The 22,139-nt window shown below is 56.4% G+C and carries 17 protein-coding genes; 10 read left to right on the forward strand and 7 right to left on the reverse strand.

Annotated elements, in window-relative coordinates; all coding sequences use genetic code 11:
- Positions 1 to 217 precede the first annotated feature (217 nt).
- From ACL2XG_RS16785 to ACL2XG_RS16810, 6 genes are all read left to right on the forward strand, one after another.
- Positions 218 to 1,546, forward strand: coding sequence for a hypothetical protein (locus ACL2XG_RS16785; RefSeq protein ID WP_413721699.1), 1,329 nt, complete (start codon positions 218 to 220; stop codon positions 1,544 to 1,546).
- Positions 1,547 to 1,916: 370 nt separating this feature from the next.
- A complete protein-coding gene (locus ACL2XG_RS16790) occupies positions 1,917 to 6,476 on the forward strand; it encodes an RHS repeat-associated core domain-containing protein (protein ID WP_413721698.1) in 4,560 nt (1,519 codons plus the stop codon).
- A 567-nt stretch (positions 6,477 to 7,043) separates the two neighbouring features.
- On the forward strand, positions 7,044 to 7,760 hold the full coding sequence (locus ACL2XG_RS16795; protein WP_410016685.1) for a DUF3053 domain-containing protein: 717 nt from the start codon (positions 7,044 to 7,046) through the stop codon (positions 7,758 to 7,760).
- Positions 7,761 to 8,284: 524 nt separating this feature from the next.
- Positions 8,285 to 10,207, forward strand: a complete 1,923-nt coding sequence (locus ACL2XG_RS16800; protein ID WP_413721697.1) for a PTS mannitol transporter subunit IICBA — start codon at positions 8,285 to 8,287, stop codon at positions 10,205 to 10,207.
- A gap of 86 nt (positions 10,208 to 10,293) precedes the next feature.
- On the forward strand, positions 10,294 to 11,442 hold the full coding sequence (locus ACL2XG_RS16805) for a mannitol-1-phosphate 5-dehydrogenase (RefSeq protein WP_413721696.1): 1,149 nt from the start codon (positions 10,294 to 10,296) through the stop codon (positions 11,440 to 11,442).
- 58 nt (positions 11,443 to 11,500) lie between these two features.
- A complete protein-coding gene (locus ACL2XG_RS16810; protein ID WP_410012975.1) occupies positions 11,501 to 12,049 on the forward strand; it encodes an MltR family transcriptional regulator in 549 nt (182 codons plus the stop codon).
- Positions 12,050 to 12,164: 115 nt separating this feature from the next.
- Here the strand turns inward: ACL2XG_RS16810 and sodA are convergent, their stop codons facing one another.
- Together sodA and fdhD are read right to left on the reverse strand one after the other, a co-directional pair.
- Entirely contained in the window at positions 12,165 to 12,785 is a 621-nt protein-coding gene (gene sodA / locus ACL2XG_RS16815; RefSeq protein ID WP_413721695.1) for a superoxide dismutase [Mn], read from the reverse strand.
- 125 nt (positions 12,786 to 12,910) lie between these two features.
- The gene (gene fdhD, locus ACL2XG_RS16820) at positions 12,911 to 13,696 is read right to left on the reverse strand and encodes a formate dehydrogenase accessory sulfurtransferase FdhD (RefSeq protein WP_413723515.1); all 786 of its coding nucleotides are present in this window, start codon (positions 13,694 to 13,696) and stop codon (positions 12,911 to 12,913) included.
- Between the two features lie 237 nt (positions 13,697 to 13,933).
- Between fdhD and ACL2XG_RS16825 the strand changes: the two genes are divergently transcribed.
- From ACL2XG_RS16825 to ACL2XG_RS16835, 3 genes are all read left to right on the forward strand, one after another.
- Complete coding sequence (locus ACL2XG_RS16825) at positions 13,934 to 14,536, forward strand: hypothetical protein (protein WP_413721694.1); 603 nt, start codon at positions 13,934 to 13,936, stop codon at positions 14,534 to 14,536.
- Between the two features lie 77 nt (positions 14,537 to 14,613).
- A complete protein-coding gene (locus ACL2XG_RS16830; protein ID WP_413721693.1) occupies positions 14,614 to 15,249 on the forward strand; it encodes a glutathione S-transferase in 636 nt (211 codons plus the stop codon).
- 140 nt (positions 15,250 to 15,389) lie between these two features.
- Complete coding sequence (locus ACL2XG_RS16835) at positions 15,390 to 16,928, forward strand: aldehyde dehydrogenase family protein (protein WP_413721692.1); 1,539 nt, start codon at positions 15,390 to 15,392, stop codon at positions 16,926 to 16,928.
- A 49-nt stretch (positions 16,929 to 16,977) separates the two neighbouring features.
- On the opposite strand, the gene ACL2XG_RS16840 is transcribed toward ACL2XG_RS16835, so the two are convergent.
- Positions 16,978 to 18,222 carry an MFS transporter gene (locus tag ACL2XG_RS16840; RefSeq protein ID WP_410012980.1) on the reverse strand — a complete coding sequence of 415 codons (1,245 nt, stop codon included), beginning with the start codon at positions 18,220 to 18,222 and terminating at the stop codon, positions 16,978 to 16,980.
- Positions 18,223 to 18,451: 229 nt separating this feature from the next.
- On the opposite strand from ACL2XG_RS16840, the gene ACL2XG_RS16845 reads away from it, so the two are divergent.
- Positions 18,452 to 19,453: an acyltransferase gene (locus tag ACL2XG_RS16845; protein ID WP_413721691.1), complete on the forward strand. Its 1,002-nt coding sequence runs from the start codon at positions 18,452 to 18,454 to the stop codon at positions 19,451 to 19,453.
- 35 nt (positions 19,454 to 19,488) lie between these two features.
- Here the strand turns inward: ACL2XG_RS16845 and ACL2XG_RS16850 are convergent, their stop codons facing one another.
- From ACL2XG_RS16850 to ACL2XG_RS16865, 4 genes are all read right to left on the reverse strand, one after another.
- The gene (locus ACL2XG_RS16850; RefSeq protein ID WP_410012982.1) at positions 19,489 to 20,406 is read right to left on the reverse strand and encodes a GlxA family transcriptional regulator; all 918 of its coding nucleotides are present in this window, start codon (positions 20,404 to 20,406) and stop codon (positions 19,489 to 19,491) included.
- Positions 20,403 to 20,951 (reverse strand): isochorismatase family protein, encoded by a 549-nt coding sequence (locus tag ACL2XG_RS16855; RefSeq protein ID WP_410012983.1) that lies wholly within the window; start codon positions 20,949 to 20,951, stop codon positions 20,403 to 20,405. Before ACL2XG_RS16855 ends, ACL2XG_RS16850 begins: the two co-directional genes overlap by 4 nt.
- Before the next feature lie 82 nt (positions 20,952 to 21,033).
- On the reverse strand, positions 21,034 to 21,633 hold the full coding sequence (locus ACL2XG_RS16860) for a DJ-1/PfpI family protein (RefSeq protein ID WP_410012984.1): 600 nt from the start codon (positions 21,631 to 21,633) through the stop codon (positions 21,034 to 21,036).
- Between the two features lie 117 nt (positions 21,634 to 21,750).
- Positions 21,751 to 22,107, reverse strand: coding sequence for a VOC family protein (locus ACL2XG_RS16865; RefSeq protein WP_410012985.1), 357 nt, complete (start codon positions 22,105 to 22,107; stop codon positions 21,751 to 21,753).
- Positions 22,108 to 22,139 lie beyond the last annotated feature (32 nt).

Consider the following 22,139-nt stretch of genomic DNA (forward strand, 5'->3'; position numbering starts at 1 on the left):
ATCCTTTTGAATTACTTTTCCTTTAACAATAATTAAGGAATTTTAATGAAAATAAATACATATTGTTTTATATAGGAAAAAATATAAAAATAATGTTAATGAAAAAATCTTCTCTCGTTTCAGTTAATGAAATTCAGTAATTGGAATTTGAATTTTACAAAAATAATTTTAGCTTCTTGAGTATCGATTGTGATTTTATAATGATAGGAGGTAAAAAATGGCTTGGTCTGATATCAAATCTATTGAATCCTTGCAGGTTTCATTTACTACAACTAACCGTGTTGCATATATCTATGGAAATGGTTTCAACACCGTAGAAGTTATCATTTATATAAAAGCATTGGATGAATTCGGCCAGGAATTCACGGATTATTCATTGGACGAGTTTCGACGTAATGTAAATCTAATAGAGGTTATTAGGACAGCGCATCTAAGCCAGAATCCTAACAACAGTACTTGGTTTGTTGTTTATGGTTCCCTTGGGTTCGATATTCTCCCTCCGGCACCATCATTTGCGCCAGTCCAGGATACACCGTCTACGTACATACTGCCTGACAATACTGAGACAAATGCAGATGCCCATCAGACTACATTTGAAAAAGATCATATGTTGGAAAACAGCTATTCATCAATGGGATATTACCAAGGTGATATCAATGAGATGAACATGTCCGAAAGGTTCAGGGAAACCGAAACTCAAATGGTGCCTGTGGATGGACTTATCGAGACAAGTGGCAGAACGTTTAGTTATTTCGTAGGACGTGGGGCAGCTAGTCCTTCCAGAACCATTGAAATCGCGGTGCAACTAACCTTGACCCATCCGGCCGCTTCGCCAAAGGTGATAAGTACAGGTTTATACGGTACCCCCGGATTTTTCAGTTCTGTTACAATTAATGCCTTGGACCCCATTGATTATTCTGACGCGAGAAACGTTACTCTCAGTCAACGATCGAGAGAAACTTTACGGGATAATATTTATTGGGAGTCCCATAGACTAGTTACCTATTATCATTATAATGGAACGCTCGATTGTGTAACTATCAATCTTTATCCAAAAATAGGAGGAACTTTTTTATTAGCAGAACCTATGGATATTATTTCGGACGCCGATTTGAATTTAGGTAATGACCCTTGGGGGGGGGCAGGATTTACAGGAATTGCTCAAGGCTCTAGTTACCTTTATAGTCGGCCTTTTTCTGTGATGGAGCGTGGCTGGGGCCGCTCTTATTATCAAGTGAATTTTTGGTATGTAAAGCCATTTAATCCAGAAGTTCAAGGCCATTTCTTGGGGTATGCTTCTGGTTTCGCGTTTAAATTATTTACCTCTTTAAATGCCGGTGACGTAGATAATAATATTACGAATCCGGCAACGTTGGTCATGTATCAGTTTTCTATATGGGGTGAGACTGACATTGTGGCTCATTATTGGAGTAGCGGCCAAGCGAGCACGCGTGTTATTAGTCTCACTGATAAATACGGTAATAAAGGCAATCTCACACTGTATTTTAATACCAATGATTACTTCGATGTGCCTCAGTTACGATGATTGTATAAACGAAAAAAGTAAATAAACTCGCAAGGATTGATCTATGAGCAATTTATTTTCTTCCCAGGCCTCAAATTCTATCGAGGGTCTGCAGGGCGGAGTCGATCCCCGCACGGGCCTGTTTGTAATCGCGCTTCCCATTGCCAATTTGGTGGGTAACGGCGGTGTTGGCCCGGCATTTGACGCCAGGTTGACATATTCACCGCTTAGCACTGGAAATGATGGTTACGGAATAGGTATCTCACTGGGTTATTCCTATTATGACTTCGCGAATCGGCTATTAGTGCTTAATACCGGCGAGCGATATAATATTATTGAAACCGGAGATCAACCGATCATTGTTCAGCATAAGCTGGACAGCTTTCGCTTTATGCGGACCAGTACCAATTATTTTATTATCTGGAAAAACGGCACCGTGGAAGTGCTGACCGGCCCACAGGACGCGCGGTCGATGAAAGTCCCGGAATATATTCATTCACCCACCGGTCAGTGGCTTAAGTTTGATTGGAACATCCTCGGCTCTCTGACGCGCCTGGAAAGAATTACCGATAGCACCGGCAAACTGTTGCTGTCGGCGGTCTACTCCGGCACTAACGCCTCCACGTTTACCCTTTGGCCGGGGAGCAGCGAAAGTTATGTCCTGACGATGATTTACCGTAATAATAATCTGTACCAGTTGACGAATAACGCGGTGACGCCGCCCTTGACCTGGACGTTTGACTATACAACGGTCGGGTCTTGGTATCCGATTACCGGTATTCACTATCCCACCGGGCTCAGGGAGCAGGTCTGGTATCAAAACGCCCGGATGTTGTTTCCGACCAGTGCGGGCCTGCCGGCCCTGCCGGCGGTATCAAGGCATTTAAAATCTCCCGGCGCCGGTCAGGAGGGGATTGACACTACTTATACCTACTCCAACTCGAATTACCTCGGCTACGGCACCGCCGGCAGTTGGTCGCCGGACCGCGATAACCTTTTCGGGGTTCTCAACGCCTATACCTATTGGTCGCGCAGAACAGTGACCAGCGGCGGCGTCTCGCGGGCGACGATCTGCACATACAATAACTTCCATCTGCAAATCGAAGAGGAAACGCAAAGCCTGGGTGCCAGCACTCGTACCATTACCGAGTATTATGCCTTGCCGGGCACGGTTTTTGACAATCAGCCCCCGCAGTTTCAGCTGCCGCGCAGCCGGACTGTTATATGGCGCTATCTCTCCGGTACGCCGCGTAGCGAAATTACCCTGACGGAATTCGATGCCTCAGGCAATCCCACCCGCACGCAAACCCCGGACGGTATGGTTACCGAGCTGTTTTATTATTCGCCCGCCGGGGAGCCCGGCTGCCCGCCCGACCCATGGGGATTTACACGCTTTATACGGCGGAAAAATACAATCCCGGCCCCCTCGGCGTTCTCCACCCCCGCGCGCGACGAGAACTACAACTATATTTCCCTGCCCGCCATGGCCGGCGCCCCCGCCCCTTATAGCGTGCTGATGGAAGACCGCTTTGACGCCAGCGGCGCAACCCGGATACTGCATACCCAGCAGTTCTACCTTAACCAGCGCGCCAGCCCGACGATGCATGGGCGACCTGCGCGCACGGTGCGCTGGTTTTATGACCTCAACAACAGTAGTCTGAGTTATCCGAATTTCCTCGAACAACTTTATACGTTAAACGCAAATGTGCTGACCACCAGCGAGCGGGTCACCGGTCACGATAAGCTAACGCTCACTACCAGCCGGGAAGTATCGATATTAAGTGGGCGGGTGCTGGCCGAGACCGATGAGCAGGGCAACCGCACGGTAAATGTCTATGATAATCTCGGTCGCCCTACCCGCTCCACCCGCAATGCCGGCAGCGCGTTCCAGCAGGTGACCATGCTTGCCTATGCAACCCAGCCTGTAACCGGCGGCACCGCTATTTACACCACCACCACCGATCCGCTCGGCAATGCCACGCGCAGCTGGTTTGATGGCCTGGGGCGGGTGACGCGCCAGGAAGTTAGCGATCCGGATACAAACGGTCAGTGGTTTGAGGCGCAAACCGCCGCCTATAATGCTTTTGGCGAGCGGGTCGCCGAAAGCGTGTTTGACTATCCCCGTAGCGGCCAGGTCGCCCGTATGGCGCGTACGGCGGCGATCACGTATGACATTTGGGGGAACCTATTGCGTACCGCGTTCAACGACGGAACCACGTTGATAACCCAAAGCGACCCGATTGCACTGACCCAGGCTGAGACCCGCGAGGGCTTCGCCAATAATCAGACGCTATATGCCGGCTGGACCCTGACCACTCTGGACGTCCGCGGGCTGCCGTTGACCATTGTCCGGCGCGATCGGTCGGGCGTGACGCTGGGGCAGGTCACCCGCCGTTATGATGGCCTGGGTCGTTTGCGTCAGGAAACCGATGAAATGGGCCGCACCACCGATTACCAGTATGATGCCTTCGATCGGGTAGTGGGCCAACGTCTGCCCGACGGTAGCGTGGTGAGTAAAATGTACGTGCCGTTTAGCGACCAGCTATGGGCTACCGCCATCCGTGTTACTAATTCCGCTGCGCGTATTTTTCAGTTGGGCTCCCAGGCATATGACAGCAGTGGGCGCATCATGCAAAGTACCAGCGGCGGTCGCCTGACCCGTTTTGGCTGGACTGGCGCCAGCCCGCTGCCGTCCACTGTGACCACGCCGATGGGCGAAGTGCTGCGCTATGAATATATTCCCCAATTGGATAATGCCGTCAGGAGCGTGACCAGCGGCACCCTGCGCCAGGATTTTACCTGGGACCCCCTGAGCGGCAGAATGACGCGAGCCACGGGCGATAATGGCGTGGTTACCACGCGCGCGTTTACCCGCTCCGGCCAGTTGCAGGGAGAAACCTTTACCGTGCCGGGCCAGCCGTTGCGTGGGGTAAACCACGCCTGGAGCCTGATGGGCAGCCAGACGCAGTATACCGATGTCACCGGCACGCAGACCCAATATCAGTATAATGCGGTGGGGCAACTGGTTCGGGTCAGCGATGCGGATATGGTTATAACACTGACCTACGATGCGCTGGGCAGACTGGAAACGCGGCACACCGCCGACCCACGCGGTCTGCATGGCTGCACCATCAGGCTGGGCTACGATCAGTTTGACCGCGAGATTGCCCGCTCGGTCACAGCGGCCAATAACGAAACGCTGACCATAAGCCAGACCTGGTATGCCAACGACCAGCGGCGCAGCAGCGAAACACGGCACAATAATGTAATACTGCGCCAGGAAGCCTGGTTTTACGACAGCCGCAACCGGCTGGAACGCTATACCTGCACCGGCGCCGCGCCGCCGGTAGACCCCTACGGCAAGTCTATCTCGTTACAGACCTTTGTCTATGACGCCATCGACAACATTACCCAATGCGGCACCACGTTTCCCGGCGGCGTGGACAATGCGCTGTTTCAATTTAATAACCCCAGCGATCCCACTCAGCTCAGCCGGGTGCAGCACAGCCATCCGGATTATCCCGCCGTGATAGCGCTGACGTATGACGCCAACGGCCAGATGACGCTGGACGAGGCCGGACGCCGGCTTGCTTATGACCCGCTGGGCCGTTTGATTTCGGTGACGGACGGCCCCGCTCCGGGCGGCGGTTATGGCTATGACGCCCTCAATCGATTGGTCGGACAATCGGTAACCGGGCGCGGCGCGCATGCGCTTTATTACCGCAGTGATGAGAGGGTCAACGAGCAGCAACCCGGCGCGTTGCGGCCGGTGCGGCTAGCCAAACTGGGCGGCGCCACTGCAGCGGTGCATGACGGTACCCACTTGCGACTGACGGCCACCAATGATCAGAACAGCCTGCTGTGGTCACGGGCCGAAAATCAGACCTCGGAGCTGGTCCGTTATACCCCCTGGGGCTTTAGTCCTGCCTTCCGCCCGTCGTTGCCCGGTTTTACCGGCGAGCGTCCCGATCCGGTGAGCGGCGCTTATCACCTGGGCAACGGCTATCGCGCTTATAACCCGGTGCTGATGCGTTTTAATACGCCGGATTCGTTAAGTCCGTTCGGCGCGGGCGGTATCAATGCCTATGTCTATTGCGCCGGCGACCCGGTCAATAACGCCGATCCGAGCGGCCATATCAGCTGGCAGGGCATTCTGGGTATCGTTTTGGCTGTCGTAGGCTTTGCCTTGAGCATCCCCACCGGCGGCGCCTCACTATCATTGGTCGCGGGCGTCTTGATTACCCTTGAAGCGGCGGCGGCGGCGACAGGCATTGCCTCCATCGCGCTGGAGGAAAAGAATCCGCAGGCCTCGGCGGCGCTGGGATGGGCATCGCTGGCTCTGGGATTAGGCGCGGGGGCGGGGGCGGGCGTCGGCAAATTGGCGGCCAGACGCGCTAACACCGCCAGGGGAGGAGGTCTTGAAGATATCGCGCTTGGCAACAGGATAGAGTTGGGCGACGATCTGTATTTATTTAAAGGGTCTGAAAATTCAGAACGCCTTATTATTTCGTCCCATGGAAAATATCACCAAGAGGCGGGTTTTTTCACGCCGCCGCAAGGGACTCAAGTGAGGTATGGTATAAAAGAGGGAAGAAGGCTAAGGTTGGGATTGCGGCAAGCAGCCGACAATAGCTTTACGCCCGCAGAGGTCACTCGCCGTGATTTTCAGCACAATTACCGGTTAGAGCGATTCCCTAAGGATGACGATCTTTTTGCGTCCCGCCTTGCAAGTGAGTATAAAGTGGATATTATCACCGTGCGTTCTCATGCCTCGCAAGATTTTGAAATGGTTACAATACGTACCTTGTTAAAAAACTTGGAGGACAAAGGATTGCGTTATAAAACTATTGACGGTATTTTTTGCCGCGTATGGGAGTGGGACGCCCCGAATACCTTCGTAATCAAAGATCCCATGCGCTTTCACTTGACCAAGAAATTCAGTCTTAAATAAAGCGACGGAATATCTGAATCAAGTCATCGTTTATATACAGTAATAATTGTGTGCGCGGCATGACTATAAATGTGGTGTTTTATTAGCATGTTTTCATCTTGATAAAACCTAAGAAAATCCGCGTTAATGATTTAAGTATCATAAAAGAGCTGCTGTCGTGCCATTTCATTTCGTTAAAATGATCACATGATAGAGGTAAGTGACCTGATGCAATAAAGTAATCTTATTGATTTTATTATCGAGACCGATGTTTACGATGCGTCTGCCGGCCCCTCGCCGGCTGGTGATAACGTTTGGGGCTTCAGTCTGACCGGCAACGGCTTTATTCCTCCGGCCTTGCCGTTGCGGTTGACGGACCGCTATGGCAATAGCGGATGTGCCTCCCTTACCCTTGATGCCGTGGATGGGTTCGATGCGCCGCGGGTTTTGTAAAAAAATGAGACCATCGGTAGGGCTTTGAGCATATTTATTCCTCGCAAAGTGGACTATCCTTACTCTGCAAACAGGACGCGTTAATTGGGTAACCAGGGAAAGGGGTGAGCTATTTTACAGGAGTAGTTGGTCATGATGTTAAGGGACAGACTGGCGCAGTTGCGCTATGCGCTGATGATTCCAGTGCTATTGATGCTGGCGCTGCAGATTACCGCCTGCGGCGACAAGGAGCCGGAGCAGCGCAAGGCGTTTATGGCGTTTTTACAAACCACCGTGCTGCCGGGCGGCGAGCGCCTGCCGACGCTGACCGACGATCAGAAAAAACAGTTCGGCACCTATGTGGCCGACTACCAGATCCTGCTGACCTTTACCCAGCAATATACCCAGGCGGTCAATGCCAGCCTGCTGCCGGTGCTGGATCAGGTCAGCCAGATCCGCGTGCCGCAGGATTATCTTACCCACCGGGTGGATTTGCAGCAGTCCGCAGGGGCACTGAATCTGCTGGGGCCGCAGATAGAACGCCTGAAAAAACAGGCGGATGACTCCCGCGCCGCGCTAAAGCAGCCCGACGACCTGAAGGCGGTATACGAACAGGCCTATACCAAGCTGGTGATTCAGCCGGCACAGCAGGTGACGCCGGTGGTGACCAGCGCGGCGCAGCTTGCGGAAACCCTGATCCAGGTGGGCAATTTCCTGAATATGCAGGGCAGCCAGGTGACCTACAGCCCCACGTCGGTGGCCTTTCCCACCCGGCTGCAGGCGACGCAATATAATGAGCTGATGGCCGGCCTGCAAAGCCAGCACCAGCAGCTGATGCAGGCGCAGACCGCCGCAGGGACGGCCCTGCGCTAATGACGCGCCGCGTTACACCAAGGTGGCCCGCCGGGTCACCTTTTTGTAACATATCCGCGTCATGATGGCTGTCGTGCGTGCGAGAAAACGCAGGTATTACAGCGGTAATTTTCTTACAGCTTTAGCTACGCAATTCCGCCTTTTAGCGTCTAAATCAGCCGCTATCGCCCTCTCTTCGCCGATGCCCGGCTGGGATGATAAATAATTTGTGATACAAATCACATTTATCAAACAAATACCCAGCAAGCAAGAGTGATCTCTATCACAATTTACCCGCCGTTAACTCCCTGAAGTTATAATTGTGGTTTTTTTTCATACGGAATTTGTGATGAATATCACCGATATAGGGGATAAACAGGGGGTGACATGGTGATATTCGTCACAGTTACGCCGCTGAGTACGCATTCGGCACGCAGCGTGGTAGAGTCCCGCTGCTTATAGAACTACCGACAGAGAATGCAACACTGTCGCAACAATTTTCACGCGCCCTTATTGTCCGGCGCGTATCAATAGGGGTGTTTTTTATGTCTTCTTCGGATATCAAGGTCAGAGTACAAAATTTTGGCCGTTTCCTGAGCAATATGGTGATGCCGAATATCGGCGCCTTTATTGCCTGGGGGATTATCACCGCGCTGTTCATCCCCACCGGGTGGACACCCAACGCGACGCTGGCTAAATTAGTCGGCCCGATGATCACCTACCTGCTGCCGTTGCTGATCGGTTATACCGGCGGACGGCTGGCCGGCGGCGAACGCGGCGGCGTGGTGGGCGCCATTACCACCATGGGCGTGATTGCCGGGGCGGATATGCCGATGTTCCTCGGCGCCATGCTGGCCGGTCCGTTGGGCGGCTGGGCGATTAAACGTTTTGACCGTATGGTGGACGGCAAGATCAAAAGCGGCTTCGAGATGTTGGTCAACAACTTCTCCGCCGGCATCATCGGCATGATCCTGGCGATTATCGCCTTCCTGGCCATCGGGCCGCTGGTTGAAATCCTGTCCCATATCCTGGCGGCGGGCGTGAACCTGATGGTACGCCACGATTTATTGCCGCTGGCCTCGATCTTTGTCGAACCGGCAAAAATCCTGTTCCTGAATAACGCCATCAACCACGGCATCTTCTCGCCGTTGGGCATCCAGCAGGCTACCGCCACCGGCAAATCAATTTTCTTCCTGATTGAAGCCAACCCGGGTCCGGGCATGGGCGTGCTGATTGCCTACATGATTTTCGGTCGCGGCAACGCCAAACAGTCCGCCGGCGGCGCGGCCATCATCCATTTCCTGGGTGGTATCCACGAAATCTATTTCCCTTACGTGCTGATGAACCCGCGTCTGCTGATAGCGGTAATCCTCGGCGGCATGACCGGCGTGTTTACCCTGAGCGTGCTGCACGGCGGCCTGGTTTCCCCCGCGTCGCCGGGTTCCATCCTGGCGGTGCTGGCCATGACGCCTAAAGGCGCCTATTTTGCCAATATTACCGCGGTAGTCGCGGCGTTTGCCGTGTCCTTCGTTATCGCCTCGATCCTGCTGAAAAGCATGAAGGCCAAGGAAGGGGACGACCTTGAAGACGCCACCCGTCGTATAAAAGATATGAAAGCGCAGTCCAAAGGCATGGCCGCGCCGGTTACCGCCGGCGCCACCGGCGACCTGGCTTCGGTACGTAAAATCATCGTGGCCTGCGATGCCGGCATGGGCTCCAGCGCCATGGGCGCCGGGGTACTGCGTAAAAAAGTCAAGGAAGCCGGGCTGACCAATATCAGCGTGACCAACACGGCCATCAACAGCCTGCCTGAGGATGTTGACCTGGTGATCACCCACCGCGACCTGACCGAGCGGGCCATGCGCCACGCCCCGCAGGCGCAGCATATCTCGCTGACCAACTTCCTGGACAGCGGGCTGTATACCGATCTGGTGGCGCGTCTGGTTGCGGTGCAAAAGACCGAAACCAATCAGAATAAAGTCATCACCACCCTGGACGACAGCTTCGAAGACAGCGAGCAGAACCTGTTCCGCCTGACCGCGGCCAATATCTTCCTCGGACGTCAGGCCGACAATAAGGAACAGGCAATCCGTTTTGCCGGTGAGCAACTGGTCAACGGCGGTTACGTGCTGCCGGAGTATGTGGAAGCGATGCTGGATCGTGAAAAGCTGACCTCCACCTACCTGGGCGAGTCCATTGCGGTTCCCCATGGCACCATCGAGGCCAAGGATAAGGTGCTGCGCACCGGCGTGGTATTCTGCCAGTATCCGGCGGGCGTGCGTTTCGGTGATGAGGAAGACGATATTGCCCGTCTGGTGATTGGTATCGCCGCGCGCAATAACGAGCACATCCAGGTCATTACCAGCCTGACCAACGCGCTGGACGACGATGCGGTTATCCAACGCCTGATCAACACCACCGACGTAGATGAAGTGCTTGAGCTGCTCAAAGGCGGCAAAACGGCCTAACCACAGCGCGGGCGATGGAAACGGTTGTATTTGAGAGGGGGCCTGCGTTGGCCCCTTTTTAACTAAGAGAATCCAAGGTTAAATCTATGAAAGCATTACATTTCGGAGCAGGTAATATCGGACGCGGCTTTATCGGTAAATTATTGGCCGATGCCGGGGTGGACGTGGTGTTTGCCGACGTTAACCAAACGGTGCTTGACGCCTTGAACGCCAGGCATGAATACGAGGTCCATGTCGTGGGCGAGCAGTCCCATGTGGAAAGGGTCCGGGGCGTCAGCGCCGTTAACAGCACCGGCGCGGAAGTGGTGGCATTGATAGCCGACGTTGATTTGGTAACCACCGCCGTAGGGCCGCAGATCCTGGAACGCATCGCCGGTACCGTCGCCAAAGGGTTGATCGCGCGCCATGACGCGGGCAATACCCGGCCGCTGAATATTATCGCCTGTGAAAATATGGTGCGCGGCACCAGCCAGTTGAAACAGCATGTCTTAAAGGCACTGCCCGAGCAGTATCACGCCTGGGTGGCGCAGCACGTCGGTTTCGTCGATTCCGCGGTGGATCGCATCGTACCCCCGGCCGAAGCCGGAACCCAGGATCCGCTGGCGGTGACGGTGGAAACCTTTAGCGAATGGATTGTGGATAAAACCCAGTTCATCGGCGAGCCGCCGGCTATCGCCGGCATGGAGCTGACCGATAACCTGATGGCGTTTGTCGAACGTAAGCTGTTTACGCTTAACACCGGCCATGCCATCACCGCCTATCTGGGCCAGCATGCCGGGCATAAGACCATCCGCGACGCGATCCTCGACCCCGACATCCGCCAGGTGGTGAAAGGCGCCATGGAAGAAAGCGGCGCGGTGCTGATTAACCGTTACGGTTTTGAAGCCGCGAAACACGCCGCCTATATCAATAAGATCCTGCAGCGCTTTGAGAATCCCTATTTACATGACGACGTAGAGCGCGTCGGCCGCCAGCCGCTGCGTAAGCTCAGCGCCGGCGACCGGTTGATCAAACCGCTGCGCGGCACCATGGAATACGGCCTGCGCCACGACAACCTGCTTAAGGGCATCGCCGCCGCCATGCATTATCATAGCGAGCAGGATCCCCAGGCGCAGGAATGGGCGGCATTGCTGGAAAAATCAGGCCCCGGAGCGGCGCTGGCGCAGGTCTCCGGTCTTGAGGAAGACGGCGAGGTGGTAGCGCAGGTGGTGGATCTTTATAACGCCATGCAATGATGATGAAGATCCGGCGGCGGGCAATATCCCGCCTCCGGGGGTTACATGGTGTTCGGTGATGACGGAAAATACTCAACTGTACGAAAACCAGGTCCTCGAACAACTGAACGCCGGCACAACGGTCAGGGATTTGATGGGCGCGGCGGTGGAATTATTGGCCGAGGCGGTCAATATTCTGGTGCTGCAAATCTTTCGCAAGGATGATTACGCGGTAAAATATGCCGTGGAGCCGCTACTGATTGGCGCCGGTCCGCTGGGCGAACTACCGGTGCGCCTGAAGCTGGTATACGCCCTGGGCGTTATCAGCCGACAGGAGTATGAGGACGCCGAGCTGCTGATGGCCTTGCACGAGGCCTTGCAGGACGATCCCAAGGAATACCGGTTTACCGACGATGAAATCCTCGGCCCGTTCAGCGAACTGCACTGCGTCGCGGCGTTCCCGCCGTTGCCGGAATTTTCCCGCGTACCGGCGGATGACGCGCTGGTGCGTATGCAGCAGCAGCGCTACCAGCAGATTGTCCGTTCCACCATGGTGCTGTCGACCACCGAGTATTTAGTCCGCATCAGCGCGAAAAAAGCCTTCACTGACAAGTTGTTACTGAAATAAGCCTGCTTCAGGGAGCAACGGTACCTGAAATGCAAACGTCCCGGCCGTAAGGCCGGGACGTTTGCGATCAACCGAACCATCCCGCGGGATGGTTTTTACATTTAACGGACGCCGGTTATTTGGCTTCGCCGAAACGTTTGGCCGCTTCGTCCCAGTTCACCACGTTCCAGAAGGCCTTGATATAGTCCGGGCGACGGTTTTGATATTTCAGGTAGTAGGCATGTTCCCACACGTCCAGGCCCAGGATCGGGTAGCCGGAGGTGCCGGCGATGGCTTCGCCCATCAGCGGGTTGTCCTGGTTGGCGGTGGAGACCACGGCCAGTTTACCGTCTTTCAATACCAGCCAGGCCCAGCCGGAACCAAAACGGGTGGCGGCGGCTTTTTCAAACGCTTCCTTGAACGCGTCGACGGAACCCAGATCGCGCTCAATGGCGGTTTTCAGATCGCCCGAAAGGGTGGTGCCCAGCTTCAGGCCTTTCCAGAATAGGCTGTGGTTGGCGTGACCGCCGGCGTTGTTGCGCAGTACGGTTTTTTTGTCCGCCGGCACCTGATCGAGTTTTTGGATCAGTTCGTCAACCGGCAGGCTGGCGAGTTCAGGCAGGCTTTCGAGCGCGGCGTTGGCATTGTTGACATAGGTTTGATGATGCTTGGTGTGATGGATTTCCATCGTTTGTTTGTCGAAATGCGGTTCCAGGGCGTCATAAGCATAAGGCAAGGATGGCAGAGTATAGCTCATATTTATCTTCTCCATTTTAGGTGAGCGGCACCCTGAATGAATGTTAGTGCCGCGTAAGCAATCCGATCATTATAGTTAATTAAACGTTTATTAAAACGTTTATCAGTCCCTTTTAAAGAACATGTTTAGCTTTTGCTGTCAACGATTCGGCAGGGATGCGTATAAACCGCGGCCCGCCCCGGCTTGCTGAATCCCACCAGCGTCAGCCCGCAGCGTTCGGCCACGTCTACCGCCAGGGCGGTGGCGGCCGAGACGGCGAACAGGATTTCCACGCCGCACATGGCGGATTTCTGCACCATTTCATAACTAGCCCGGCTGGAGACCAGCACCGCGCCGGGCGCGGCGCCCTGGCGCGCCCGGCAGCCGAGCAGCTTGTCCAGCGCCACGTGGCGGCCGACGTCTTCGCAGCCCAGCGTCAGTTCGCCGTCGGGCGTGATCCAGGCCGCCGCGTGGGTACAACCGGTCAGCCTGCCGATGGGCTGCACGCTTTTCAACTGCGCCAGCGCATGGTCCAGCCGCGCCAGCGGCCAGGTTTGGGTAAAGGGCAGCGGGGCGATGGGTTTGCCTATCTCCTCAAGCTGCTCGACGCCGCAGACACCGCAGCCGGTGCGTCCGGCCATGGCGCGCCGATGCTCTTTCAGCGCCATAAAACGGCGGCTGGACAGTTCGATATGCACCTCCAGGCCGTTGCAGGCCGTCACCACGTCCATACCGTAAATCTCGCCCGGCGCGCTGATAATGCCTTCGGACAGCGAGAAGCCCAGGGCAAATTGCTCCAGCTCTTTTGGCGAGGCCATCATGACCACATGGGAAATGCCGTTGTAGACCAGCGCCACCGGCACTTCCTCGGCCAGCCAGTCGGGTAGCTCCTGGTCGAGCTGCCCCCGTTTGCGAACGCCGAGCCGGCTTATCCCGGCAAGGGTGGTGGGGTCGGTATCCTGTATGGGAAGAGGGTCGGTCACGATGGTTTACTCGCCGTTGTGCTGGTGGGCCTGATGTCCCTAGTCTACTCCACCGGCGGCGCGGTAACAAAATGCGCATGTGGCGCGCCGCTGCGCTTAAAAAGGGGCTATGCTTTTGCTTAACGATGTTTTCACAGCAGGCTGCCGTTGGCGGCCACTCCGTTGATTGCGAGAAGGATGTTTGACATGGCAAGGCGTATTATCAGGATTATGACCGCGATCGCCCTGGCGGGCGTATCGGTGCTGGGCGTTACGGCGGCATCGGCGCCGGCGGCGTCCTCTTCTGCCGCCGCGCCGGCGCCGGAACTGAAAAACAGTGTCCGGGTCGCGTTGCTGGACGGCAAGATAACCTTACAACTGCCGCAGGATTTTGTTAACCAGACGCGGGAGGACGCCAACGCGCAAAATACCGGCGTGGTGGTCCAGCTGTTCGCCAACCGGGCGCATTCGCAGGCGGTGGGCATCAGCGAGGTGCGCACGGTCAACGGCGATGCCAACGACACCAGCGACGCGGCATTTAATAAAATGGCGCAGGGCGCGCTGTCGGGCCTGAAAACCCAGTTCAAGAATGTCAGGAAAACCGGCCAGGTCCCGGTAATGGTGGATAAGCATAAATTCCTGCGCATCGACTCCCAACAAGAAATGCAGGGCAAAGCCATGCTGGGCACCTTGCTGATAACGCCTTACCTGGATCGCGTCATCACCATCCAGGTATTGACGCCGACCTCCGGCGCAGCCGTTCATGACGACCTGGTAGGCAACATCTTGGGCACGTTGTCATTCCATTAAATACGGCTTCTCTAACTTAAACTTCTGTGTCATGAGCCATACTGATTTGTGCGACCACGGCCACCGGAGGCGAACCAATGAAACTGTTAGGCAGCTATACCAGTCCTTACGTGCGGAAAATCTCAGTTATCCTGCTGGAAAAGGATATTGCCTTTGAATTGGTCAGCGCCTCTCCTAACGGTCGTGATGCCTGCGTCACGGCGGTGAACCCGTTGGGCAAGGTGCCGGTACTGCTTAACGAGCGGGGCGAGGGTATCTTTGATTCGCCCATCATCGCGGAATATCTGGAGTTGGCCCATCCCGAACCGCCGCTGCTGCCGGCCGATCGCCTGGAAGCGCTGCGGGTGAGGCAAATTGAAGCGCTGGCCGACGGCGTGACGGATGCGGCCATGGCCATCGTCCGCGAATGCGGGCGCGGCGGCGGCCCCGATGAAAACGTGCTGTTGAACCAGCGCGCAAAAATCTGCCGCGGCCTGGACGCGCTGGAGGAACATGCCCACGAGGGCAGGCGGCTTAACGGCCCCACCCTGACGCTTGCCGATATTGCCGTGGCCTGCACGCTGGGGTTTATCAATTATCGCCGCGTGATGCCCAACTGGTGCGTGAATCGGCCTATGCTGGTGGCGCTGGCGGAACGGCTGTTTGCGCGCACCAGTTTTGCCCGTACTGCGCCGCCAGTAGCAGCGGCACTGTATGGCACTGAAATGTTATGACACAAACTGTGAACCCTCTCGAATAGTTAAAATTCATTCCCTCCTTACCTGTCTCGTGGTGTCCGCTGCGGCTAACGTTAAAGGATAGCGTTTATCAGCCCAGCCCACTCTTGGTAAAGTCACAGTGTCTAGGAGAAAACATGGCTTACAATCCCCCCTCAAGCCGGTTAATACCCGGCGAATATGGTTATCCGCTCGAACTTAAACCCCGTTACGACAACTTTATCGGCGGTGCTTGGGTCGCGCCGGTAAAAGGTGATTATTTTGTCAACCTGACGCCGGTAACCGGCCTGCCGCTGTGCGAAATCGCCAGTTCCAGCTCTGACGACGTCGACCTTGCGCTGGATGCCGCCCATAAGGCGAAAGCGGAGTGGGGCGCGATGTCGGTACAGACCCGCGCCAATATCATGCTGCGTATCGCCGATCGCCTGGAGCAAAACGTCGAGCTGCTGGCGGCGGTGGAAACCTGGGACAACGGCAAGCCGATTCGTGAGACCAGCGCCGCCGACGTGCCCCTGGCTATCGACCATTTTCGTTATTTCGCCTCCTGCGCGCGCGCCCAGGAAGGGGGCATCAGTGAAATCGACGGCGATACGGTCGCCTACCATTTTCATGAACCGCTGGGCGTGGTGGCGCAAATTATTCCTTGGAATTTCCCGCTGCTGATGGCCTGCTGGAAAATGGCCCCGGCGCTGGCCGCCGGCAACTGTATCGTCCTTAAGCCGGCCAAGCTGACCCCGCTTTCCATCCTGGTGATGATGGAGCTGATTCAGGATTTGCTGCCGGCGGGGGTGATTAACGTGGTCAACGGGGCGGGCGCCGAAATCGGCGAATACCTCGCCACCTCAAAACGGGTGGCCAAAGTGGCCTTTACCGGCTCCACGGAAGTAGGCCAGCGCATCATGAGCTATGCGGCGCAAAACATCATTCCCGTCACGCTGGAACTGGGCGGCAAATCGCCGAATATCTTTTTTGCCGACGTCATGAGCCAGGAAGATGCGTTTTTTGATAAGGCGCTGGAAGGGTTTGCCCTGTTTGCCTTTAACCAGGGCGAAGTCTGCACCTGCCCAAGCCGGGCGCTGGTGCAGGAATCGATTTACGAGCGGTTTATGGAGCGGGCGGTAAAACGCGTCGAGGCCATCCGCAGCGGCAATCCCCTTGATGCCCGGACCCAGCTGGGGGCGCAGGTATCCTCGGGGCAAATGGACACCATTCTCAACTATATTGATATCGGCAAAAAAGAAGGCGCCGAGATCCTCACCGGCGGGCGGCGCAAACAGATGGAGGGGCAACTGTCCGAGGGCTACTACCTGGAGCCGACCATTTTGTTCGGCAAAAACAGTATGCGCGTCTTCCAGGAGGAAATCTTCGGTCCGGTGCTGGCGGTAACCACCTTTAAGGATATGGATGAGGCGCTGGCGCTGGCCAACGATACGGATTACGGCTTGGGCGCCGGGGTCTGGAGCCGCGACGGCAACGTGGCCTATAAAATGGGCCGCGGCATCCAGGCCGGCCGGGTATGGACCAATTGCTACCATGCCTATCCCGCCCATGCCGCCTTCGGCGGTTATAAGCAGTCCGGTATCGGGCGCGAAACCCATAAGATGATGCTCGAGCATTACCAGCAGACCAAATGCCTGCTGGTCAGCTACTCCGATCAGCCGATGGGGCTGTTTTAACCCCAGGGTGACAAAGGCCGGCCTTTGCCGGCCTTTCTCTTGCTGACGCTTATAGCGCGGGCGTGGGAATGGACGTCAGCGTGGATGCGCGGCGGCGGATAAACAGCCGCACCAGCGTATACCAGCCCAGCACGCTTATCAGGTTAAACAGGTTGAACAGGCCGCTGCCACCCTGGGCGTACAGCGTTTTTGCCAGTTCGATGCCCAGGGTATAGACCATAATGTTCAGCATGCCCAGCGCGGCGGACACGGTGCCCTTGCTCATGGCGCAGGAAAACAGCGTCAGCCGGTACAGGCCGGCGTTGGCGACGCCGATGCCGTAGGCGTACAGGCTCATGCCGGCGGTCATCCACAGATAGGCGTGGGGCGAGAACAGGGTGGCCGCGGTGGCCAGCACCAGCCCGCCGATGATCGGCGCGGCGCCGAGCTTGATCAGCCGATCCACGGTACGCCGGCCGCTTAATCGCGCCAGGGTGATGTTGCCCAGGATCAGCGCGCCGAACACCGGCATCTGCAGCAAGCCGTATTCCATCGGCGTCATCCCCCCGTCGCCCATCAGGATCACCGGCGACTGGGCCAGCCAGGACAGCAACGGCAGGCAGGCCAGTCCGATGGCCATGGCGCCGTACAGGAACTGGCGGTTGGTCAGCACCACCTTATAGTCGCGCCACAGGCCGCCCGGAGAAAACGACTCCCCCAGGCGCGAGGCGGTTTCGGGCATGGCGCGCCACAAGCCCGCCAGCGCGATGGCCGAGAGGCCGGCAAACAGCACGAACATGACCTGCCAGGAAGCCAGCTGGATAATAATGGAGCCGGCCAGCGGGCCTAATAACGGGGCAATCAGCGCGACGTTGGCCATCAGCGCGGTAATTTTGATGCAGGTGGCTTCATCGAACGACTCCTGGATGGTGGCATAGCCCACCGCGCCGATAAAACACAGTCCGAACCCTTGTAAAAAACGCAGCGCCATAAATTGCTCAATGGTTTGCGCCAGCAGAATGCCGAGGCAGGCGGCAATAAAAAACATCACCCCGGCCAGCATTACCGGGCGCCGGCCACGGCGATCCGACAATGGCCCCAGCAGCCATTGCAGCACCATGCCGCCGCCCAGGTAGGCGGTCATGGAGGTCGGAACCCATTCCCGGCCCGCATTAAAGGATGCGACCACCGCCATCATGCCCGGCTGGATCATGTCGTTGCCGATATAGACGGCAAATTCGAACAGCACCAGGCATAACGGAAATAGCAACGCCCTCCGGCCTAAACGAACGGAGGGAGATAATGAGCTTTGCATATTATAACCAGCTGAAATATAGAGTTAAAAACAAAATAATCCGTCAATGTTTTTAACATTGGCCGGCTATTTTGCATTTATTTTAAATCCCACGCAACCCCGGCCGAAATTATCCTTCATCCGGATAATTCATTTTTTACTTTGCTTCCTCATTTGTAGATATATAGCCTATTTTTAAGATATTGAAGATTAAGCGTATGCATACAAAATGCGGATAGGGATGAAGTGAGTGGACGAAGATAAAAGAATTGACTGGATAGATAATCTGCGTGCGCTGGCCTGCATGATGGTGATAATGATCCACACCACCTCGTTTTATGTTACCCATGGCCTGGACATCGGTGAGCACAACTGGCTGCTGGCCAATGTGCTTAACTCCGCGTCGCGGGTTGCCGTTCCGCTATTTTTTATGATATCGGGCTTTCTTTTTTTCGGCGCCAGGCGCGCCGGCGCCAGACATTTCCTGCGCATGGGGCTATGCCTGCTGTTTTACAGCCTGATCGGGCTGCTGTATATGGCGCTTTTTACCCCCATCAACGCGGCGCGGGCGCTGGAAGGGGCTTTGCAGAAGCCGGTTTTCTACCATCTTTGGTTTTTCTACGCGGTGATGGTCATTTATCTGCTGTCGCCGCTGATCGAAATCAAACCGGTGTCCGCCGGTTTTCTGGCGACGATAATAGTGCTGCTGGCGGTGATGGCCAATCCCAACACCGTAACGTTCAATCGCGGCCATATAACCTTGCTGCCGGTAAACCTGTTTATCAGCGGCGATATGTTTTATTACATCTTGTATGCGGTGCTGGGCCGGGCCGTGGGTATGCTTGATCTGCGCGGTAAAAAAATCCCCGTGATCGCCGCGGCGCTGTTTATTATCAGTGTCGTGCTGGTGGCGGTGGGCACGAAAAAGCAGCTGATCGTTAATGGCGACTTCGCCGATACCTATTACCTTTATTGCGGCCCCCTGGTATGTATTGGCGCCGTCAGCCTGTTTGTATTTTTTAAACAGGCCTGCCGGCGGCAATGGTGGCCGCCGCTACGCCTGATCTCGCGCTATTCGCTGGCTATTTATGGCTTTCATGCGTTTATCATTCATTTTATCCGCACCCATGGCCTGGATTTTAAAGCGGCGCCGCCGCTGGATATCATGTATGTGTTTATCGCCACGCTGTTGGTGAGCCTGCTGCTGGCGGCGGGGCTACGGCGCGTTGATGTGCGCCGCTGGGTCAGCTGAAATCCCGGATCCGGGGTTGATATGCCGGCAGGGCGTTATTCCTGCCAGCGCTGCTGCGCCCGGCGCAACTGGCGGCTGGAGGAAAAACCGGCGGCCAGCGCCGATTTCTCGATGCCCTGGCCCTGCTGTAAACGCTGCTGCGCCACCGCCAGTCGCAGCTGTTCGTGATATTCCCTGACGCTAAGCCCTAGATGTTCCCGGAACAGCCGGGTCAAATGGCGGCTGCTCATAAATACCTGCCGCGCCAGCGCGTCAAGGCGCCATTCCGCCTCCGGCTCATGGGCCAGGATGTCCTGGGCGCGGTGTACCGCCGGGTGCAGGTGATTACGGTGGCGCAGCCAGGGCGAAAGCTGCGGGTCGTCGCCGCCGCGGCGGAAATAAACCACCATTTCCCGGGCAGTGGCCATGGCCTGCTGCGGCCCGACATACAGGCTGACCAGGTACAGGGCCAGGTCAATACCGGCGGTAATGCCGGCGCTGGTAAATACCCCCCGATCCTCGACAAAAATCCGGTTGTCCTTGACCAGGGCCGCGGGAGCCTGCTGGCGCAGGCGCTCCATCACGTCATGGTGGGTGGTGCAGCGATACCCGTCCAGCAGGCCGGCCCGCCCGGCCAGCAGCGACCCGGAGCAAACGCACACCAGCGTCCATGTTCGATCCTGAAAGGATGATCGGCGCTCACGCAGCCACCGCTGCGCCTCCAGCGCCGGCGCGCTGTCCAGCTGCTGGCGGGAGTCGGCGACACCCGCCAGCACCACGATGCTGTCCGGCGGCAGGGAGGCCGGCAGCGGCGCAATCCGGCTGACGGTCATGCCGATGGAGGTGGTAATCTCCTCCTGTGGGCCGATGTAGTGCAGCCTGAAGGCGCCGGACAGCGCCAGCACCTCCGCCGGGCCGGTGAGATCCAGCGCCATGACCTGGGGCAATACCAGGAAATAAACATCACGCATCACGCTTGCTCCAGTTCCTCCAGGCAGCCGGCCACGGTGCGGATAGCGGCGAAACGGTCGATAAGCACCGTTTCGGTGTGGTGCTTGAGATCCGCGCTGCTCAGGGTCCGGCCGTCATGGGTCATGGGAAACGTCAGCGTCGCCTCGGTCACGAAAGTGACGCGATACCCCAGGTCCGACGCCACCCGGGCCGTGGTTTCGCAACACTGCTCGGTGCGGATGCCGGCGATGATCACGTGCTTGATGTCCCGCTCATCCAGCCATGCGCGCAGGCCGGATTCGGTCAGGGCGTTATGGACATGTTTGTGGAACGTGGCGTCGGCGGTATGGGTCAGGAACGGCAGCGGTTTTACCAGGCCGGACTGCGGGCTAAAGGGGCCGTCGCCGCTGTTATGGAAAATATCCACCAGCGCCGCGCCGCGCTGCCGGCACCCGGCGATAAGGGACAGCAGCGCCTGTTGAAAGGCGGGCACGTCGTCTTCCGACCAGAAGGGACGCTGCAGGAAAGATTGCTGGACATCGATAATCAATAACGCGCTTTGTGCCATTTCCGGACTCCGTGATAATGCTGTAGCACTATAGTGCCCATGGGTAGGGCACATAAACAGGCTAAATCCGGCCATGATCGGGCTAATTCGGGACAATACCGCCTAACGGCGCTGACGTGCGCCAGTAATCGTAATAGATATGCTCAACCTGGAAGTCGGTCTTTTGTTGATCGCCGGTGAGGCGATAGGCCAGGGAAAAGGCAAAATCAAAGGCGACGCCCAGTCCTTTACCGCTGAGCAGGTTGCCGTCCTCGACCACTTTCTCATCAATAAAGCGGCCGTCGCTGACTCCCCGGTGCAGATCGCCGGAGCACACATAGCGGCGTCCCTTGAGTAAATCGTTGCCGCCCAGCACCCGGGCCGCGGCCGAGCATAACGGACAAATCCATTTGCCAGCCTCATCGTGGCGGCGGATAAAATCCGTTACCAGCGGATTGGCGGCCAGGTTGACCGTACCCTCAAGGCCGCCGGGGATCACCACCGCGTCATAGAGCGTCTCCCGGCGATGCTCAAGCAGGGCGTCGGCGAACATCCGGATCTGGTGATAGCTCACCAGCTCAAGCCTATCCTGACATGAGAGGGTTTCAACCTTGATATCCAAGCGGCGCAGCACATCAATTACGATGATGGCTTCCGCTTCCTCAAAACCCTTCGCCAGCAATACGGCGACTGTCTTGGACATAATTCCTCCTGTTATCCTATGAAGTCATGACCTGATGCCATAGGGTAGCATGACGGCGTCGCAAAAATAGAACGCTGTTTTATTTTTGACAGGAGGATCGCAGATTTTCCGCGCCGGCTAATCTTCCGTCCAAACGCCTAATATGTAGCCGTCGGGATCCTTGAAATGAAAGCGTTGCCCGCCGGGGAAGGCGAATATCGGCTTGACGATTTCCGCGCCGGCGGCTTCCAGCTTTTTCAGCGTGCCGGGCAGATCGCTGGCGTAGAAAATGACCAGCGGGCCGCCGCCCGGGGTAATCGCCTCGGTGGAGGTAAAGCCGCCGGTAATCCTGCCATCGTAGAATTCGGTATAGGTCGGGCCGTAATCCGTAAACGCCCAACCGAACGCCGAACCATAGAACTGTTTGGCACGCTGGATATCGCTGACGTTGAACTCAACGTAATCCACCTGGCCGTTTGCGCCGATCTCTTTCATCAGGAATTTCTCCTTGTGAGTGGGGGTCACCT

It is taken from the genome of Sodalis sp. RH24, assembly GCF_047324145.1.
GTDB lineage: Bacteria > Pseudomonadota > Gammaproteobacteria > Enterobacterales > Enterobacteriaceae > Acerihabitans.

Coding starts and splice junctions, on each gene's coding strand:
- ACL2XG_RS16785 (WP_413721699.1), top strand. CDS start 218: ATGGCTTGGTCTGATATCAAATCTATTGAATCCTTGCAGGTTTCATTT.
- ACL2XG_RS16790 (WP_413721698.1), top strand. CDS start 1,917: ATGCGGACCAGTACCAATTATTTTATTATCTGGAAAAACGGCACCGTG.
- ACL2XG_RS16795 (WP_410016685.1), top strand. CDS start 7,044: ATGTTAAGGGACAGACTGGCGCAGTTGCGCTATGCGCTGATGATTCCA.
- ACL2XG_RS16800 (WP_413721697.1), top strand. CDS start 8,285: ATGTCTTCTTCGGATATCAAGGTCAGAGTACAAAATTTTGGCCGTTTC.
- ACL2XG_RS16805 (WP_413721696.1), top strand. CDS start 10,294: ATGAAAGCATTACATTTCGGAGCAGGTAATATCGGACGCGGCTTTATC.
- ACL2XG_RS16810 (WP_410012975.1), top strand. CDS start 11,501: ATGACGGAAAATACTCAACTGTACGAAAACCAGGTCCTCGAACAACTG.
- sodA (WP_413721695.1), bottom strand. CDS start 12,785: ATGAGCTATACTCTGCCATCCTTGCCTTATGCTTATGACGCCCTGGAA.
- ACL2XG_RS16825 (WP_413721694.1), top strand. CDS start 13,934: ATGGCAAGGCGTATTATCAGGATTATGACCGCGATCGCCCTGGCGGGC.
- ACL2XG_RS16830 (WP_413721693.1), top strand. CDS start 14,614: ATGAAACTGTTAGGCAGCTATACCAGTCCTTACGTGCGGAAAATCTCA.
- ACL2XG_RS16835 (WP_413721692.1), top strand. CDS start 15,390: ATGGCTTACAATCCCCCCTCAAGCCGGTTAATACCCGGCGAATATGGT.
- ACL2XG_RS16840 (WP_410012980.1), bottom strand. CDS start 18,222: ATGCAAAGCTCATTATCTCCCTCCGTTCGTTTAGGCCGGAGGGCGTTG.
- ACL2XG_RS16855 (WP_410012983.1), bottom strand. CDS start 20,951: ATGGCACAAAGCGCGTTATTGATTATCGATGTCCAGCAATCTTTCCTG.
- ACL2XG_RS16860 (WP_410012984.1), bottom strand. CDS start 21,633: ATGTCCAAGACAGTCGCCGTATTGCTGGCGAAGGGTTTTGAGGAAGCG.
- ACL2XG_RS16865 (WP_410012985.1), bottom strand. CDS start 22,107: ATGAAAGAGATCGGCGCAAACGGCCAGGTGGATTACGTTGAGTTCAAC.